The sequence below is a fragment of the Streptomyces caeni genome (assembly GCF_042678285.1).
Lineage (GTDB): Bacteria > Actinomycetota > Actinomycetes > Streptomycetales > Streptomycetaceae > Streptomyces > Streptomyces caeni.
In genome coordinates this window covers 101619-117697 of record NZ_JBHUDX010000053.1, presented here as the reverse complement: position 1 = coordinate 117697, position 16079 = coordinate 101619, and the positions used below count along the sequence as shown (strand labels likewise).

16 protein-coding genes and 1 tRNA gene are annotated in these 16079 nt (G+C 72.5%); 3 read left to right on the top strand and 14 right to left on the bottom strand.

Annotated elements, in window-relative coordinates; translation table 11 throughout:
* Nucleotides 1-8: 8 nt before the first annotated feature.
* The 7 genes from ACFSL4_RS19960 to ACFSL4_RS19930 form a co-directional block, all read right to left on the bottom strand.
* A complete protein-coding gene (locus ACFSL4_RS19960) occupies nucleotides 9-1166 on the bottom strand; it encodes a SchA/CurD-like domain-containing protein (protein ID WP_381084486.1) in 1158 nt (385 codons plus the stop codon).
* 714 nt (nucleotides 1167-1880) lie between these two features.
* Nucleotides 1881-2531 (bottom strand): hypothetical protein, encoded by a 651-nt coding sequence (locus tag ACFSL4_RS19955; RefSeq protein ID WP_381084484.1) that lies wholly within the window; start codon nucleotides 2529-2531, stop codon nucleotides 1881-1883.
* Nucleotides 2528-2800, bottom strand: a complete 273-nt coding sequence (locus tag ACFSL4_RS19950; protein ID WP_381084482.1) for an SHOCT domain-containing protein — start codon at nucleotides 2798-2800, stop codon at nucleotides 2528-2530. Before ACFSL4_RS19950 ends, ACFSL4_RS19955 begins: the two co-directional genes overlap by 4 nt.
* Before the next feature lie 148 nt (nucleotides 2801-2948).
* Nucleotides 2949-3599: a phosphatase PAP2 family protein gene (locus ACFSL4_RS19945; RefSeq protein ID WP_381084480.1), complete on the bottom strand. Its 651-nt coding sequence runs from the start codon at nucleotides 3597-3599 to the stop codon at nucleotides 2949-2951.
* A gap of 128 nt (nucleotides 3600-3727) precedes the next feature.
* Nucleotides 3728-4672: a M56 family metallopeptidase gene (locus tag ACFSL4_RS19940; protein ID WP_381084478.1), complete on the bottom strand. Its 945-nt coding sequence runs from the start codon at nucleotides 4670-4672 to the stop codon at nucleotides 3728-3730.
* A gap of 28 nt (nucleotides 4673-4700) precedes the next feature.
* A complete protein-coding gene (locus ACFSL4_RS19935) occupies nucleotides 4701-5090 on the bottom strand; it encodes a BlaI/MecI/CopY family transcriptional regulator (protein WP_381084476.1) in 390 nt (129 codons plus the stop codon).
* A 105-nt stretch (nucleotides 5091-5195) separates the two neighbouring features.
* A tRNA-Thr gene (locus ACFSL4_RS19930) sits at nucleotides 5196-5269 on the bottom strand.
* A gap of 225 nt (nucleotides 5270-5494) precedes the next feature.
* On the opposite strand from ACFSL4_RS19930, the gene ACFSL4_RS19925 reads away from it, so the two are divergent.
* The 3 genes from ACFSL4_RS19925 (at nucleotide 5495) to ACFSL4_RS19915 (ending at nucleotide 8074) form a co-directional block, all read left to right on the top strand.
* The gene (locus ACFSL4_RS19925; RefSeq protein ID WP_381084474.1) at nucleotides 5495-6631 is read left to right on the top strand and encodes an ABC transporter ATP-binding protein; all 1137 of its coding nucleotides are present in this window, start codon (nucleotides 5495-5497) and stop codon (nucleotides 6629-6631) included.
* Between the two features lie 186 nt (nucleotides 6632-6817).
* A complete protein-coding gene (locus ACFSL4_RS19920) occupies nucleotides 6818-7273 on the top strand; it encodes a hypothetical protein (protein ID WP_381084472.1) in 456 nt (151 codons plus the stop codon).
* Between the two features lie 69 nt (nucleotides 7274-7342).
* Complete coding sequence (locus ACFSL4_RS19915) at nucleotides 7343-8074, top strand: nucleotidyltransferase family protein (RefSeq protein ID WP_381084470.1); 732 nt, start codon at nucleotides 7343-7345, stop codon at nucleotides 8072-8074.
* 189 nt (nucleotides 8075-8263) lie between these two features.
* Here ACFSL4_RS19915 and ACFSL4_RS19910 read toward each other — a convergent pair whose 3' ends face one another.
* The 7 genes from ACFSL4_RS19910 to ACFSL4_RS19880 form a co-directional block, all read right to left on the bottom strand.
* The gene (locus ACFSL4_RS19910; RefSeq protein ID WP_381084468.1) at nucleotides 8264-10066 is read right to left on the bottom strand and encodes a DoxX family protein; all 1803 of its coding nucleotides are present in this window, start codon (nucleotides 10064-10066) and stop codon (nucleotides 8264-8266) included.
* A gap of 139 nt (nucleotides 10067-10205) precedes the next feature.
* Nucleotides 10206-11144, bottom strand: coding sequence for a 23S rRNA (guanosine(2251)-2'-O)-methyltransferase RlmB (gene rlmB, locus ACFSL4_RS19905; protein WP_381084466.1), 939 nt, complete (start codon nucleotides 11142-11144; stop codon nucleotides 10206-10208).
* Between the two features lie 129 nt (nucleotides 11145-11273).
* Complete coding sequence (gene cysS / locus ACFSL4_RS19900) at nucleotides 11274-12674, bottom strand: cysteine--tRNA ligase (protein WP_381084464.1); 1401 nt, start codon at nucleotides 12672-12674, stop codon at nucleotides 11274-11276.
* 90 nt (nucleotides 12675-12764) lie between these two features.
* Complete coding sequence (locus tag ACFSL4_RS19895; RefSeq protein ID WP_381084462.1) at nucleotides 12765-13172, bottom strand: PPOX class F420-dependent oxidoreductase; 408 nt, start codon at nucleotides 13170-13172, stop codon at nucleotides 12765-12767.
* A 355-nt stretch (nucleotides 13173-13527) separates the two neighbouring features.
* Nucleotides 13528-14022 carry a 2-C-methyl-D-erythritol 2,4-cyclodiphosphate synthase gene (gene ispF, locus ACFSL4_RS19890; protein WP_381084460.1) on the bottom strand — a complete coding sequence of 165 codons (495 nt, stop codon included), beginning with the start codon at nucleotides 14020-14022 and terminating at the stop codon, nucleotides 13528-13530.
* Nucleotides 14012-14764 (bottom strand): 2-C-methyl-D-erythritol 4-phosphate cytidylyltransferase, encoded by a 753-nt coding sequence (gene ispD, locus ACFSL4_RS19885; RefSeq protein ID WP_381084458.1) that lies wholly within the window; start codon nucleotides 14762-14764, stop codon nucleotides 14012-14014. Before ispD ends, ispF begins: the two co-directional genes overlap by 11 nt.
* Before the next feature lie 406 nt (nucleotides 14765-15170).
* Nucleotides 15171-15653: a CarD family transcriptional regulator gene (locus ACFSL4_RS19880; RefSeq protein ID WP_003953493.1), complete on the bottom strand. Its 483-nt coding sequence runs from the start codon at nucleotides 15651-15653 to the stop codon at nucleotides 15171-15173.
* Between the last annotated feature and the right edge of the window lie 426 nt (nucleotides 15654-16079).

The window sequence follows — 16079 nt, the reverse complement described above, 5'->3', positions numbered from 1 at the left end:
CGCGCGGGTCAGGCCTCGGGCGACCGGCGGTCGGTGATGAGATCCATGCGGGCGAGCGCAAGGAAGCGGGCGAGGTCGCCGTGCTTGAGCGCGGAACCGTCCGCACCGACGGCGCGGCCGTCCAGGAGGGTCGTCAGCTCCGCCACCTGCCCGGGGTCCGGCAGGCCGAGGGACAGGGCGGGGTCGGCCTCAAGCCCGCCGCGGATGTCGATCAGGCGCACCACGATCTCGTCGCGCTGGAAGATCGTGCTGCTGCACACCGGGCTGTGCGGGTCGTCCGCCGCCGCCTCGTCCCGCTGGGCGAGCAGCCGGGCCAGCCGCGTGCCGCAGCCCGGCCGGGCCGGATAGCACAGCGCGTGCCGCTCCGCCTCCGGGCACTCCTGGTCCGCCGTCACATGGTGCACGGCCGGGACCGCCGCCCGCGTGAAGAAGACCCGCGCTGACTCCGGGTCGGCAAGGTCCCGCTCCTGCTCCAGATACGGGTTGATGGCCTCCTCGACGGCCCGCACCTCGGGCTGCCGGGAGACGTGGCGCAGCGCGGCGAGCAGGTCGCCGCGCACCTCGATGGCCCGCACGACCCGGTTGCCGTGCATGAACAGGGAGGTGCGGCACAGCCGTGTGGTGTCGTCGACCTCCGCCTCGGGCGAGGCGTAGTCCGAGAGGATCCTGGCGACCGTCGGTTCGCTGCCCGGCTTGACGGTGAAGGTGAGCGCGTGGCGGATCACGCCGTCCCCGATCCGGGGCGACGTCTGCAGGCGGCGCTGCCCGGGCCGGGAGCCCGATGCCTCGCTGCCGGTCTCGCGGACGATGTGGAAGCGCAGCGACCTGGTGTCGCGGACACAGCTGTGCAGCGGCTTCACCATCTGCACGTGCTCCTCGCTGTTCACCCAGTCGAGGAAGGGCGGGGCGCTCTCCCACTCGCTGGTGATGAGCCACTGGGAGGGATTCTCGATCGACTGGCAGAGCTGGTCGCTGACATGCCCGGGGACGGACGCGACCTGGTTGCACAGTTGCTCGTACGCCTCCAGGAACTGCTGCTGGGCTCCGTCGTAGACGTCCACCAGGAGGACGACACGGAGTCCGGAACCATCGAACACGGACTGGGAGACCCGTTTGGACACCTGTCGCGTCGCTGGCTCTGAAACACGGTCAGACGTTGTGGTCATCCTGCGCACATCTCCTTCGCGGGGCAGAGGTCGACGACGGCCGCGGGTGACGCGACGTCAGCGTTCCTCCACCCTGTGCCGGTCCCCAGGAGCGCGCGACTCGTATGAACCACGTGGGTGATGGCGCGCGGGGCCCGCTCCCGGAGCGTGCGGGAGATCCGGCGCGGCCCCCGCCCGCCGACCCGCCGGACCCCTCGCCACCCGTGCGGACGACGCGCCGTTTGCGTCCGGGGCCGCCGTGGTCAGAAGCCTCAACACGGCTGTGGCGCAGCCTGGTTGGGTGCGCCTGCCGCCGCACGCGGCGACCGGCGGCCGCGGGCCGCGGTCCCCGAAGGAGTGATCACGTCACCCGGGAGGGAGCCACGGGTGTCGCCGTCCGGGATGCCCGACCGGCCCGGCTGCCGGCCGCCGTTCCGGCCGCCGGTACCAGGCGCCGGTACGGACCCTCACCGGCGGTCCGGGAAGGGCGGTCCACGGCGTCACGGGACGCGGCCCCCGGCGGGCCGATGGCTGCCGCGGCCGGCGCCCCACCCGGCCCGCGACACGGACCCGACCGCCCCGGGCCCCGGGAGGCGACGCCGGCACTCGTCGCGGCCGAAATCCACGGGCCGGCTCACGCCTCCCGCCGGGCAGGCCCCTGGCACTCGTGAAGAACCCTGGTCGTCGCGGAGCCGACCGCCCTACGGCGGCGCCGCGGCCTCGGTCCCGATCGCCTCACCGGCCCGCGGGGTGATCCTGCATCCCCAGGAACCGGCCGTGCCATGTGTGGTACCAGACCGCGCCCGTATACGAATTGACCGAGAGCATGCCGGTGATCCGGTCACCGCGCAGCGTGTGCAGGGTGTAGTAACCGGGGAACGCCTCGGGCTCGGCCGCGTGCAGGGCAGGGCGGTGCTCGCGCAGCCACTGGTCGGCGATCCGCACGGCCCGGTCGGCGCCGATCACCGGGGTGCCGGTCCCGGCGCCGGCGCCGGCGGGCATCATGCCGTAGGCGGTGTTCCACATCATGGCCGGGCCGAACTCCGGCCGGACCGTGCCGCCGGGGTCGACGAGGACCTCGGTGGCGCCCTTGCCGTCGGGGCCGAGGAGTTCGGCGTAGTAGCCGTTGCTGAACTGCATGACCTCCCCGACGTGCAGGTTCCATCGCTCGGCGAAGCGCCCGGCGGCCCGGTCCGCGTCGGCGAGAGTGCGTACGGGGCCCTCATGGGTGACGGCGCCCACCATCGTCCTGGGGGCATAGGGGCCGCGGGGACCGTGATGCCCGCCGCCGCTGCCCGTCACCCACACCAGTGAGGCGATCAGCGCCGCCACGGCGACGACCAGCACGGTCAGAGGCAGCCACCGGCCCCGCGGCCAGGCGGTCATCGCGGCCTCGGCCGGTGAGCGGCCAAGTGCTTGCGGGCCTCGGCGTAAGTGTCGGCGTCGATCTCGCCGGAGGCGAAACGCCGGTCGAGGATCTCCTCGGGTGTCTCGCGTGTCTCGCGTGGCGCCGGCCCGCGGTGGGTGCCGCCGTCGCGGGGCGCGGTGTGGTGTGTGAGGCGGACCACCGCCCACACCGCCAGGGCAATCAGCACGATCCACAGCAGGGGCATGAAGGCCATCCACGCCCAACCGCCGCCGTTCCAGTACATCATCGCGGCTCACCTCCGCACGAGGGTTCTTCCTTTCACTCTCCGCCGTGCCCGGGTGGAACGGCAGGGCCCTTCGGCCCTGATGCCGGACCGCTCGGCACCGCGTGCGGTCGTCCGACGGGCGTCCCGGGGCGGGCCCGCCCCGGAGCGCTCACCCGGCGGAGTCGGGGGCCACAGGGCGGGCGGTCAGCAACGACCGGAGTGCGCCGCCGGTACGCAGGCGGGACACCAGGGGGCGGACCAGGCCGCGCAGGGCCAGGGCGGCGACGAGAGCGACGGGTCCGGCGATGACGATGGCGCCGAGGACGTCGTGCGGGTAGTGGTCACCGACGTAGACGCGGGTGAAGCCCTCCAGGAGCGCGCAGACGGCGGCGATGGCGCCGAGCCGGCGGTCGAGGAGGAACAGCGCGGCGGCGGTGGCGGCGGCCGCGGTGGTGTGGCCGCTGGGGAAGGCGTAGTCGCTGGGGGCGGGGCACGCGTCGACGTAGTAGTCGTGGGGGAGGGCGCGGCAGGGACGGCCCTCCCCCACGAACTTCTTGATCACTTCGGCGACGGCGAAGGCGGCGACGACGCTGACCGGGGCGGCCAGGGCGAGGGCCATGGCGGAGTCGTCGCGACGACGGGCCCGCCACCAGCCGATCACCATCAGGACGGCGAAGACGCCCAGGCCGAGGTTGGTCGACAGCTCCACGGGGGTGTTGAGCCAGGGAGTGGCGCGGGCGAAGTCGGTGACCGAGGTGAACAGGGAGCCGTCGACGCGGGAGCCGTCGAAGGCGAGGTGGACCGATACTAAGGAGGTCATCAAGCGGGATCTTTCGGGCAGGCGGACACCGCGGTAACACCTGGATGCGGAAGGGTGAACGACAGCCTAACATCTACACGCGCGTAAAAGTCATGGCGGCATACGGGACCGTCGCGGCGGGGCGGCGTTCACCAGGCGCCGATCGTCTCCAGAAACAGATGGAGGTCGTGGGCGGCCTCCGCGCTGGACCAGGCCGCGGCGAGCAGGACCACGACGGTGGCGGCGACGAGCAGGGGATGGCGGCCGGGCGGCGGCGCGAGCAGGGCGGCCACCCGGCGGGGCACGGGTCCGGCGCCGGCGAGGGGACCACGACGGCGGCCGAGGATGCCGAGCGCGGCTCCCGGCGGACCGGAACGGGCGGGCGCCCGGCGGGCGGCGAGGGCGGCCTTGCCGACGGCGCGGGCGACACGGGCGCGGGCGTCGGTGGCGGCGGCCGCGTCCTCGTCGGCCCAGCGCTCGGTGGTGTAGGGCACGGCGCCGGCCAGCGGGCGCAGCAGCGGGTTGGCTGCGGCCCCGAACTGGGCCAGCGCGACGAACGCGTAGTGGTGGGCGGCCAGGTGGGCGCGTTCGTGGGCGAGCAGGATCTCGTGCTCGCCCGCGTCCAGCACGTGCAGCATCCCGGTGGAGACGACGACGCGGCCGGGCAGTCCGGGCAGGGCGAAGGCGTCCGGTGCCGGATCGTCGACGACCACCAGTCCGTCGCGCGCCGGCATGCAGGCCGCGTCCAGCGCGGCAGCGGCCAGGGCCCCCGTGCGGCGCCAGAGCATACGGGCCGTGGTGACCACCGCGCCGCCCAGGAGCAGCCCGGCGATCAGGGCGACGGACAGCTCGGTGGGATCCTCGCGCCGCGCGACGGGCACCGACCAGTGGCCGAGCCCGGCGATCCCGGGCACCAGGGTCAGCCCGGCGATGGTCAGCAGGCCCAGCGAGACGGTACTCGCCACCGCCAGCACCAGCGAGGAGACGGTCAGCAGCCAGGTGGCCAGGCGCGGTTCGCAGCGCTGCGACACCTGCCGGGCGCCCAGCGGGGCCAGCAGGGGCAGCAGCAGCGGAAGGTAGACGACGATGCGCATCCGGGCCCCTCTCGTACGGTCGCCGGGCTCAGTCGCCGCTGTCCGGCTCGGGGCCGAGCAGCTGCCGCAGCAGGTCCGCGTCGGTGGCGGACAGACCGTCGGCGAAGCGGGCGAGCACCGCCTCCCGGTCGGGGCGCGTCTCCAGGACCGTACGCATCCGGCGGGCGGCGAGCCCGGCGTCGTCGGTCACGGGAGCGTACGCGTAGGCCCGGCCGCGCCGGGTGCGGGTGAGCAGGCCCTTGGCGTGCATGCGGGTGAGGATCGTCACCACGGTGCTGTAGGTCAGCTCGCCGCCGAGGAGCTCGGCGACCTCGCCCGGGGTCAGCGCGGCCTCGGCCCGCTGCAGCAGGCCGAGGAGTTCGGCCTCACGCGCGCCGTTGGGCAACCTGGGACCCCGGCCGTGTGTGTCGCCGTCCATGGGGTTCGTCGTTCCCTCACTCGTCGTGCCGTGGTGCGGTGCGTGCTTCCACGGCCGTGCAAAGGCTGCGCTTCGGCCCCGGACCAGGAGTCCGGGGCCGAACAGAGCCCCCTGTCGGATTCGAACCGACGACCTTCGCTTTACAAGAGCGGCGCTCTGACCAGCTGAGCTAAGGAGGCGTGCGCAGGCGCGCCCGTGCAGTGTACCCAGGTCCCGGCCCGGTCCCGTCGAGAATTTCCGCGAAGTTCACAGTCCACCGGATGCTGACAGGGGAGGTGAACGCCGGGTACCGTCCTGAACCAGTTCACTCTTGTGGACTACACCACAACGGAACCCCGTAGTGGCAACCACCTTTACAACGGATCGTCCGGCACGTTCCTGCCGGTGAAGGGGGCCCATTCACCATGGCCACTGTCTCGTTCGACAAGGCGACCCGGATCTACCCGGGTTCCGACAAGCCCGCCGTCGACGCGCTCGACATCCAGATCGAGGACGGGGAGTTCCTCGTCCTGGTCGGCCCGTCCGGCTGCGGCAAGTCCACCTCGCTGCGCATGCTGGCGGGACTCGAGGACGTCAACGCCGGAGCCATCCGCATCGGCGACCGCGATGTGACCCACCTGCCGCCCAAGGACCGGGACATCGCCATGGTGTTCCAGAACTACGCGCTCTACCCGCACATGTCGGTCGCCGACAACATGGGCTTCGCGCTCAAGATCGCCGGCGTGCCGAAGGCGGAGATCCGGCAGAAGGTCGAGGAGGCCGCCAAGATCCTCGACCTCACGGAGTACCTGGACCGCAAGCCGAAGGCGCTCTCCGGCGGTCAGCGCCAGCGTGTCGCCATGGGCCGCGCCATCGTGCGCGAGCCGCAGGTGTTCCTCATGGACGAGCCGCTGTCCAACCTCGACGCCAAGCTCCGCGTCTCCACCCGCACCCAGATCGCCTCGCTGCAGCGCCGCCTCGGCATCACCACGGTGTACGTCACCCACGACCAGGTCGAGGCCATGACGATGGGCGACCGCGTGGCCGTGCTGAAGGACGGGATCCTCCAGCAGGTTGACTCGCCGCGGAACATGTACGACCGCCCGGCCAACCTGTTCGTCGCCGGCTTCATCGGCTCCCCCGCCATGAACCTCGTCGAGGTCCCGATCGCCGACGGCGGGGTGAAGTTCGGCAACAGCGTCGTGCCGGTCAACCGCGAGGCCCTGAAGGCCGCCGCCGACCGGGGCGACCGCACGGTCACCGTCGGCGTCCGCCCCGAGCACTTCGACGTGGTCGAGCTGGGCGGGTCCGCCGCCTCGTCCCTGTCCAAGGACACCGACGACACCCCGGCCGGTCTGGCCGTGTCGGTGAACGTCGTCGAAGAGCTCGGCGCCGACGGCTACGTCTACGGCAGCGCCGAGGTCGGCGGCCAGACCAAGGACCTGGTGGTCCGCGTGGGCGGCCGCCAGGTGCCGGAGAAGGGCGCGCAGGTCCACGTCGTGCCGCGGCCGGGCGAGACCCACGTGTTCTCGACGTCGACGGGCGAGCGTCTCTCCGACTGAGACCCGGGTTGACGAGGAGGGCCCCGCGGCGGACCGCGGGGCCCTCCTCGTGCTCTGCAAATACCCCGGCACAGAGGGCATTTCGATCGGCCGCGTCAACCCCTTACCCCGAAATCACGGGTTCCTCATCCCTCGAACCGGTGACTAAATGTCGCCAAATCACTACGCCGCGCTACTCTCACTCGCGTGAAGCATTCCTCTACTCCACGGACACGGCGCGGCCGTGGCCCCGCCCGCCGGGTCGGCCGCACCCTCGCCCTCGTTCTGCCCGTCGTCCTGGTGCTGTCCGGGACACTGGCGGTCACCCGCGTCAACTGGTCGGGGAGCCCCTCGGACTCGGTCCTCGCCGCCTCGGAGGCTTCGTCGGCGGACCTCTCAAGGCGCGCTTCCAGCCGCCCCCCGCAGGACGTGCTGCGCGACAGGCTCCTGCTGGAGCTCCAGGAGAAGGACCCGGGCGTCGCGCTCACACACCTCCAGCAGGCCGTCAACGGCCGCCCGTCGCTGGCGAGGCACTGCGCGTCCATCGCCCGCGCACTGGGCCGCGCCGCGGTCCGCGTGTACGGCCCCTCGCGCGCACAGTCCTACGCCCGCCCGGTCTGTGACACGTCCTTCGCCTCGGGCGTGTCGGCCCAGCACGGCTGACGCCCCGCCTCCATCCGGGGACCCCTTACCGGGCGAAGGGGCCGACGGGGCGCGACGTACAGTTCGGTCATGAGCGATCCGAACGCCGCCTCGCGCCCCGTTCAAGCCGTCATCCTGGCCGGTGGCCAGGGCTCACGGCTGCGTCCGTACACCGACGACCGGCCCAAGCCGATGGTGGAGATCCCCGGCACCGGGACCCCGATCATCGGCCACCAGCTCACCTGGCTCGCCCAAGAGGGCGTCACCGACGTCGTGGTCTCCTGCGGCCATCTCGCCGACGTCCTGCAGAGCTGGCTGGACTCAGCCGATCTGCCCGTCCGCGTCACCACCGTCGTCGAGACGGAGCCGCTCGGCCGCGGTGGCGGACTCCGGTACGCCGCCAAGCACCTCCCTCACCCCGACAGGCCCTGGTACGCGACGAACGGCGACATCTGGACCCGGTTCTCGCTGCGCGACATGGCCGACTTCCACGCCGAGCGCGACGCGGTCGCCACCCTCGCGCTGGCACGCCCGCGCATCCCGTGGGGCGCCGTCAAGACGGACGGCTTCGGCCGCGTGACCGACTTCATCGAGGCCCCGCCGACGACGTACGAGGTCAACGCGGGCGTGTACGTCTTCTCCGCCGAGTTCGCCACACTGCTCCCCGAGCGCGGCGACCATGAGCGGACCACCTTCCCCCGCCTGGCCCGGGAGCGCCGTCTGGCGGGTTTCCCCATTCCCCAGGGTGCGTACTGGCGGGCCATCGACACGGCGAAGGACCTCACCGAGGCGGCGAAGGAACTGGCGACGCTGGGGCGTTGACGCCCCGCGGCGCGCCGACACCAAGGCGTCACGCCCCACCACACACCGACACCAAGAGGTTGACGCCCCACCACACACCGGCGGCCGGCGGACATCGCGCCGGCACGGCATGCGTCGCGACGGGCCCGGCACACGTGTGTGCCGGGCCCGTCCACGAGGCGTGCGTGCCGGGTCATCCCCCGTGCGAGGTCACCCCAGCAGCCCGCCCACCAGTCCGTCAGAACCTCCCGAGCCGCCCCTTCCGCCGCTGCCCGCCCCGCCCGTCGGGCCGCCGGTACCGCTGCCGCCGGAGGACGACGGCCCCGCGCTGGTGCTGGGAGCCTGCCTGGCCGGCGCCGAGTGCGGCGGGGGCACCCGGCCCGTCGTGCCCTGGGTCTGGCTCGGCCGCCCGCCCGTGGCCGTGCCCGTACCCGTCGTGCCCGCCGTGTCCGGTGTCGTGGCCGCGCTCGACGGTGACGACGTCGTGCCCTGCGTGGCCGACGGCTGCGAGGCCGAGGGGGTCGCCTTGTGCCGGTCCTTCGCCGGCGTCTCGGGCAGCGGCGATCCCGGCAGCTCGTTGCGCGGTGCCTCCCCGGGCCCGGGGACGACCACCCGGTCCGCGTCCCGCACCGCACCGCCGAGCATCGCCCCGGTCAGCAGCGTGAGCCCGGACACGACCGCCGTCAGCAGCACGCCCCGGCGCAGCACGTACCGCCGCAGCTCCCAGATGTCCGCGCGCGGGCCGAGCCTGCGCCAGGCGCTGCCGGCGAGCCGGCCGTCCACGGAGTACACCGGTGCCCCGGCGATGATCAGCGGGGACCAGGCGGCGAGATAGATGATGTCGGGTGTGTCGTAGGCGGAGACCGTCCGCCAGCTGACGGTGACGATCAGCGCGGCCGACAGGATCGCCCCGGCCGCCGCCGCGACCCGCTGCCACAGGCCCAGGATCGTGAACACGCCCACGATCACCTGGAGGAAGGCGACGGCGAGACCGGTGCCCACGGGGTGGTGGAGTGCGAACTGCCGCAGCGGCTCGGCCGGTTCCCAGGGATGCAGCGTGGTGAGCCATGTGACCATGGAGCCCCGCTTTCCGCCGTCGAAGAAGACGCGGTCGCAGAGCTTGCCCATGCCGGAGTAGACGGAGATGGAGCCGAGGAGGATCCGCAGGGGCAGCAGCACCACGCCGAGGTTCATGCGGCGGCCGGGGTAGTAGGCGTGCCGAACCGGGTCGCCGGCGTTCCGCCTGGCCCGCGGCCCCGGCTCCCCGGTCGCGGTCTCGACCAGCAGCTCCCGCTCCCAGTGCTCCGCTTCGTCGTAGGCCGACTCGCCGTGGGCGCGTTCGTCGTAGGCGCGTTCGTCGTGGTCCGGGCCGTGGTGGCCGGGGCCGCCGTGGCCGGCTCCGCGGTACGCGGGTCCGCCGTGGGAGGGTTCACGGTGGAGGCGCTCCTCGTGGACGCCTTCGTCGTACGCGCTGCCGGCGCTGCGCATCTGCGGCAGCAGCCGTGTCCCGCCCACGTCGTGGCCGCGCGGCCCGGCGAAGGGCGAGGCCCCGGCGGTCCGTGCGCCCGGGTCGTCGTGACCACCGGTTCCCGGAAGGCCGCCGCCACCGATGCGCGGGAGGACCTGGGTCGCGCCCGCGTCGAGAGCCGACTCCTCGCCGTGGCGCACGCTGGCGCTCCGCGCGGCCTGCAGCAGCCGGTGGGCGCCGCTGTCGTCGGGTGCGGACCTGCCGCTCCAGACGACGGGCGGCCGGCGGCCGCCCGTGACGGCCCTGCCCGCCGTACCGACGGCGGGCAGGCGCGCGGTGTCCTGCGCGGCGCTCATGTGCCGTACGACCCGCGGGGACTGTGCGCGCCGTGCCGATCCGCCCAACTGCACACGGAAGCTCGCGTGGTTGACGATGACCTGCGCCGGGTCGCTCGGCACCTTCACCATGCTCAGGGCGGGAGTTTCGTCGAATCCCGACGAGCGGCCCCCCGTGGGTGTGCGGGGTGTTCTGGTCTCCACACTCATCTAACCGAGTGACGTGTGGTTAGGACACTGCCTTGACCGCGTGGATCTGTCCGGACCCCGTCAAGCTTGCCCTGTGCGACCGGATTACCCCGCACGAGCGAGCGAGGGAACGGCTGCTCGAACGCCTACGGCGTCGGCGTCAGGCGCGCCTGCGGGCCGCCTCGTACAGCACGATCCCCGCGGCCACACCGGCGTTGAGTGACTCGGCGCCGCCCGGCATCGGGATCCGCACCCGGACGTCGCAGGTCTCGCCGACCAGCCGCGACAGCCCCTTGCCCTCGCTGCCGACGACGATGACGACCGGACCGTCCAGGGCCTCCAGCCCGCCGAGTTCGGCTTCGCCGTCGGCGGCGAGCCCGACGACCGTGATCCCGGCCTTCTTGTAGGCCTCCAGGGCACGCGTCAGGTTGGTGGCGCGCGCGACGGGCGTACGGGCGGCCGTGCCCGCGGACGTCTTCCACGCCCCGGCGGTCATTCCGGCCGCGCGCCGCTCGGGCACGACGACGCCGTGCCCGCCGAAGGCGGAGACGGAGCGGACCACCGCACCCAGGTTCCGCGGATCCGTGACTCCGTCCAGGGCGACGATCAGCGGGTCCTCGCCCTCGTCGTAGGCGGCGTCGGCGAGGTCCTCCGGGTGCGCGTACTCGTACGGCGGAACCTGGAGGACGAGGCCCTGGTGGTTCAGGCCGCCCGTCATCCGGTCCAGTTCCGGGCGCGGGGCCTCCATGAGGTTGATGCCGCCGCGCTCGGCCGCGAGCTGCAGCGCCTCGCGCACACGCTCGTCGTTGTCGACGAACTGCTGGACGTAGAGCGTGGAGGCGGGCACGCCCTCGCGGAGCGCCTCGACGACCGGGTTGCGCCCGACGACCAGCTCGGACGGCGTCTTTCCGCCCGCACGGCGCTGAGGGCGTTGCTGGACGCGGCGCGCCTTCGCCTGGGCGGCGCGCTGCTTGGCGTGTCCCTTGCGCATCTCGGCGGGCGGAGTCGGCCCCTTGCCCTCCAGGCTCCGGCGCCGCTTGCCGCCGCTGCCGACCTGCGCGCCCTTCTTGCCGGACATGCGGCGGTTGTTCGCGGCCATGACCTACCCGTCTGTTGAGAATGCCGTACGTACGTCTGCAGTGTGCCGCCCGGAGTACCGGGCGGCACAATCGATCAGGGCCGGTCCGCGGGCCGGGCGGGAAGCGCCCGGCACCGAGACCAGGAGCGGTCAGCGCGGGCCGAGCGACCAGCGCGGCCCCTGGGGGCTGTCCTCGATGACGAGCCCGGACTGGCCCAACTGGTCGCGGATGGCGTCCGCGGTGGCCCAGTCCTTGCGGGCACGGGCCGCCTCCCGCTGCTGGAGCACCAGCCCCACGAGGCTGTCGACGACCCCGTGCAGCTCCTCGCCGCGGTCGCCCTCGCCGGCCCACCGGGGATCGAGCGGATCGAGGCCGAGGACGCCGAGCATGGCACGCACCTCGGCGAGCCGGGCCACGGCGGCCTCCTTGTCGTCGGCGGCCAGCGCGCTGTTGCCCTGCCGGACGGTGGTGTGCACGACGGCGAGGGCCCCCGGCACGCCCAGGTCGTCGTCCATCGCCTCGGCGAAGGCGGGTGGCACCTCGCCGGCGGGCTCGACGGTGCCGCCGGCCTTCTCGACGACGCGCTGCATGAAGCCCTCGATGCGCGCGAACGCGGACTCCGCCTCGCGCAGGGCCTCCTCGCTGTACTCGATCATCGAGCGGTAGTGCGGGGTGCCGAGGTAGTAACGAAGGACGATGGGCCGCCACTGCTTGACCATCTCGCGCACCAGGACGGAGTTGCCGAGCGACTTCGACATCTTCTCGCCGCTCATGGTGACCCAGGCGTTGTGCACCCAGTAGCGGGCGAACTCGTCGCCGAACGCATTGGCCTGGGCGATCTCGTTCTCGTGGTGCGGGAAGACGAGGTCGAGCCCGCCGCCGTGGATGTCGAAGGCGCTGCCCAGGTACTTGTGCGCCATGGCGGAGCACTCCAGGTGCCAGCCGGGCCGCCCGCGTCCCCACGGCGTCTCCCAGGTCGGCTCGCCGGGCTTGGCGGCCTTCCACATGGCGAAGTCGCGTGGGTCCCGCTTGCCCGTCTCCCCGGCCCCGGAGGGCTGCTGCAGGTTCTCCAGCTCCTGGTTGGACAGCTGCAGGTACCCGGGGAAGGACCGCACGTCGAAGTACACGTTCCCGTCGGCCTCGTAGGCGTGGCCGCGCTCGATGAGCGTGCGCATCATCTCGACCATCTCGGTCACATGCCCCGTGGCCCGCGGCTCGTACGTCGGCGGCAGGCATCCGAGCACGTCGTAGCCCTCGTTGAAGGCGCGCTCGTTCTCGTACCCGATCGCCCACCAGGGGCGGCCCTGGTCGGCCGACTTGGCGATGATCTTGTCGTCGATGTCCGTGACGTTCCGGATGAACGTGACCTCGTAGCCGCGGTACTCGAACCAGCGGCGCATGATGTCGAAGTTGAGGCCCGAGCGGATGTGCCCGATGTGCGGTGCGGCCTGCACGGTGGCACCGCACAGGTAGATCGAGACGCACCCGGGCTTGAGCGGGGTGAAGTCACGGATCTGCCGGGCGCTGGTGTCGTACAGGCGAATAGTCACGCGTCCAGGGTAGTGGGCCGCGGACAGTGCCTCACGCCCGTGCCCGTGGCGGCCGTCCATGTCGTGACCTTCCGGACGCCGCCGCGGCGGTCAGAGGCCGCCTACGACCTTCCGCGGAACGATCCGCACGACCACCCGCTCCGCGTCCCGGGCCGAGGCGGGGTTGAACTCGGCGTACTTCTTGCCGGTGTACTTGAGCGACAGCTCGTCGATGAGCTGCGCCCCGCCCTCCGTCGTCATCTGCGCGGTTCCCCGGATCTCCGCGTACTCGTAGGGGGAACGGGGGTCCTGGACGACGACGCTCACCCGGGGGTCGCGGTCCAGGTTCTTCTTCTTGCGCCGGTCGGCGGTGGTGGAGAAGAGGACGTGGTCGCCGTCCCGCTTGACCCACACCGGGGAGAGCTGCGGGCTGCCGTCGGGCTGGATCGTCCCGACGACGATGAAGACGGGGCTGTCGAGCAGGGCCTTGAGCCGGTCGGACAGTACGGCGGACGGCATGAGAACCTCCGGGACCTCGGTCGCTGGCCCCCCGGGTACCCTCGCACGCCGCCGGCTCACCCGCACGACGAGCACCGTGACGGCCGCCCTCAGCCCACCCACACCACGAACACCGTGACGGCCGCCCTCAGCCCACCCGCACCACGAACACCGTGACGGCCGCCCTCAGCCCACCCGCACCACGAACACCGTGACGGCCGCCCTCAGCCCACCCACACGACGAGCACCGTGACGGCCGCCCTCAGCCCACCCGCACCACGAACACCGTGACGGCCGCCCTCAGCCCACCCACACGACGAGCACTGTGACGGCCGCCCTCAGCCCACCCGCACCACGAACACCGTGGCGATCGCCATCAGCCCACCCGCACCACGAGCGCCGTGGCGATCGCCATCAGGCCCTCGTCGCGGCCCGGGAAGCCGAGGCCGTCCGTCGTCGCGCCGGACACGGAGACCGGTGCTCCCGCCGCCTCGGAGAGGACCTTCTGTGCCTCCTCACGGCGTCTGCCGATCTTCGGCCGGGGGCCGACGACCTGCACCGCGATGTTCCCGATCCGGAATCCGGCCGCCCGCACGATCCGCGCGGCCTCCGTCAGGAGTGCGACGCCGGACGCGCCCGACCACTCGGGGCGGCCCGTCCCGAAGTGCCGGCCCAGGTCGCCCAGCCCGGCCGCCGAGAAGAGCGCGTTGCACGCGGCGTGCGCGACCACGTCCGCGTCCGAGTGGCCCGCCAGGCCCGGGCCCTCGCCCTCCCACTTCAGGCCGGCGCACCACAGGTCCCGGCCCTCCTCGAAGGCGTGGATGTCGGTGCCGATGCCCACCTGGGGCAGCGGTGGCGCCTCAGAACCCATCGGTCAGCCTCCTGCGTGCCAGGACCGCCTCCGCGAGGACCAGGTCCAGGGGCCGCGTGACCTTGAACGCCTCCGCGTGGCCGGGGACCGCCACCACCGGCAGCCCCAGCTGCTCCACCATGCTCGCGTCGTCCGTCACGTTGTCCGTGACCGTCTCGTGGGCCCTCACCAGCGTCGCGCGGTCGAAGCCCTGCGGGGTCTGCACCGCGCGCAGCCGGGAGCGGTCGGGCGTGGCCAGGACGGGTTCCGGCTCGCCGGGCACACCCGCCGGCTCGACCTCCTTGACCGTGTCCGCGAGCGGCAGCGCCGGCACCACCGCCGGCGCGCCCTCCCGTACCGCCTCGATCACCGCGTCCACGGTCTCCACCGGGACGAGCGGGCGGGCCGCGTCGTGGACGAGGACGATCTCGTACTGCGGGGGCAGCGCGTCGAGGCCGCGTCTCACGGACTCCTGGCGCGAGTCCCCGCCGGGCACGACCAGGAAGTCCGAACGCTCCGGCAGCGCGTACGCGTCGAGCAGAGACTTGACCTCGGCGACCCCGTCGGGCGGGGCCACGACGACCACCAGTGAGACGGCGCGGGAGGCGGCCATCGCCCGCAGGGCGTGGATGAGCATGGGCGTGCCGTGCAGCGTGCGCAGCGCCTTGGGGGCGCCCGGGCCGAGGCGTACGCCCCGGCCTGCGGCCGGAATCACGACCGCGGTGGGCACTCCGGTGCGCGCAGGGCGCGAATCGTCAGACATGGGTTCCCGTCAGGTTTGTGCGCTCGGCCGGGGTGGGTATTGGCCTGGGGGTGTCCCCCGCTCGAAGGCGAGCCGAGAGCGCGGGGAAGTGCCGGGCGCGAGCCTCGACCGGACCCTTCCGTGACTTCCGGTCGAGCCGGCTGCCCGGGCCCGGCACGCCAAGTATCGGGGTCGCTCGTCGGCGTACCGCATCCGGGCAGCGTTGCCGTGCCCCGGCCGGGCTCCGTTCGGCATCGCCCGGCCGGTCCGAGTGCTCCGAGCGCGTCGTCGCCCCGCCGGGTCCGGACATGCCGCAGCGCCCGGCGACAGCTACTGCGTCATCGGGCACCGCGGCATGTACATGTGTGCTGTGCGCCGGTCCGTCCGCCGCGTACCCGGCCGGGATGGCGAGCGGGGCGGAAGGGCGTCAGGACGCGAGCACCTCGTCGAGCAGGGCCTCGGCCTTGTCCTCGTTCGTGTTCTCCGCGAGGGCGAGCTCGCTCACGAGGATCTGCCGGGCCTTGGCGAGCATGCGCTTCTCACCCGCGGACAGTCCGCGTTCCCGCTCACGACGCCACAGGTCACGCACGACTTCCGCGACCTTGATGACGTCGCCGGAGGCGAGCTTCTCCAGATTTGCCTTGTAGCGACGCGACCAGTTCGTGGGCTCCTCGGCGTACGGCGCGCGCAGCACCTCGAAGACCCGGTCCAGTCCGTCCTGACCGACCACATCACGCACGCCGACGAACTCCGCATTGTCCGCTGGCACACGTACCGTCAGGTCGCCCTGGGCGACCTTCAGCACCAAGTAGGTCTTGTCCACGCCTTTGATCTGGCGAGTTTCGATGGCCTCGATCAGCGCGGCCCCGTGATGGGGATAGACCACGGTGTCGCCAACCTTGAACGTCATGTGACAGGTACCCCTTCCGTGGCTATCCAGGGTAACACGGAAACCGCGTCTTCTGAATGGCGTTTTCGCAGGTCAGGGCATATCTCAGGGCTTGACAACCGCGCCAGGAACGTGCTGCGAAGGGGGAGCGGAACAGGGTATTCGCAGGTCGGAGCGGCTCTGCGGGCAGGGCGAAACCCGCACGTTACACGCATCGGAGGACTCCCGCGAGGCCCGGAACGCCCCCGTTTGTCCGCCTCCAAGCGCTTGCCTTCCACTACTCCGTTCAGCGTTCGGAGTCGGGTACGAGACGAATCCGGAATTGATCAAGCCGCTCGGCGATCCCACTTGTTGTCCCGTCATCGGTTTTCGGTACCGCCATGCATTCCTTACGGGAAATCCGCGAGTGCGGACCGGAGACGCTTATGTGAATGCGAGACCATGCAC

What these genes read in the sequence shown, in the direction of transcription:
- ispF (WP_381084460.1), bottom strand. Translation starts at nt 14,022, where the DNA reads ATGGGTTCTGAGGCGCCACCGCTGCCCCAGGTGGGCATCGGCACCGAC.
- ACFSL4_RS19925 (WP_381084474.1), top strand. Translation starts at nt 5,495, where the DNA reads ATGGCCACTGTCTCGTTCGACAAGGCGACCCGGATCTACCCGGGTTCC.
- ACFSL4_RS19950 (WP_381084482.1), bottom strand. Translation starts at nt 2,800, where the DNA reads ATGATGTACTGGAACGGCGGCGGTTGGGCGTGGATGGCCTTCATGCCC.
- ACFSL4_RS19955 (WP_381084484.1), bottom strand. Translation starts at nt 2,531, where the DNA reads ATGACCGCCTGGCCGCGGGGCCGGTGGCTGCCTCTGACCGTGCTGGTC.
- ACFSL4_RS19910 (WP_381084468.1), bottom strand. Translation starts at nt 10,066, where the DNA reads ATGAGTGTGGAGACCAGAACACCCCGCACACCCACGGGGGGCCGCTCG.
- ACFSL4_RS19945 (WP_381084480.1), bottom strand. Translation starts at nt 3,599, where the DNA reads ATGACCTCCTTAGTATCGGTCCACCTCGCCTTCGACGGCTCCCGCGTC.
- ACFSL4_RS19960 (WP_381084486.1), bottom strand. Translation starts at nt 1,166, where the DNA reads ATGACCACAACGTCTGACCGTGTTTCAGAGCCAGCGACGCGACAGGTG.
- ACFSL4_RS19915 (WP_381084470.1), top strand. Translation starts at nt 7,343, where the DNA reads ATGAGCGATCCGAACGCCGCCTCGCGCCCCGTTCAAGCCGTCATCCTG.
- ACFSL4_RS19895 (WP_381084462.1), bottom strand. Translation starts at nt 13,172, where the DNA reads ATGCCGTCCGCCGTACTGTCCGACCGGCTCAAGGCCCTGCTCGACAGC.
- ACFSL4_RS19935 (WP_381084476.1), bottom strand. Translation starts at nt 5,090, where the DNA reads ATGGACGGCGACACACACGGCCGGGGTCCCAGGTTGCCCAACGGCGCG.
- ispD (WP_381084458.1), bottom strand. Translation starts at nt 14,764, where the DNA reads ATGTCTGACGATTCGCGCCCTGCGCGCACCGGAGTGCCCACCGCGGTC.
- rlmB (WP_381084466.1), bottom strand. Translation starts at nt 11,144, where the DNA reads ATGGCCGCGAACAACCGCCGCATGTCCGGCAAGAAGGGCGCGCAGGTC.
- ACFSL4_RS19880 (WP_003953493.1), bottom strand. Translation starts at nt 15,653, where the DNA reads ATGACGTTCAAGGTTGGCGACACCGTGGTCTATCCCCATCACGGGGCC.
- ACFSL4_RS19940 (WP_381084478.1), bottom strand. Translation starts at nt 4,672, where the DNA reads ATGCGCATCGTCGTCTACCTTCCGCTGCTGCTGCCCCTGCTGGCCCCG.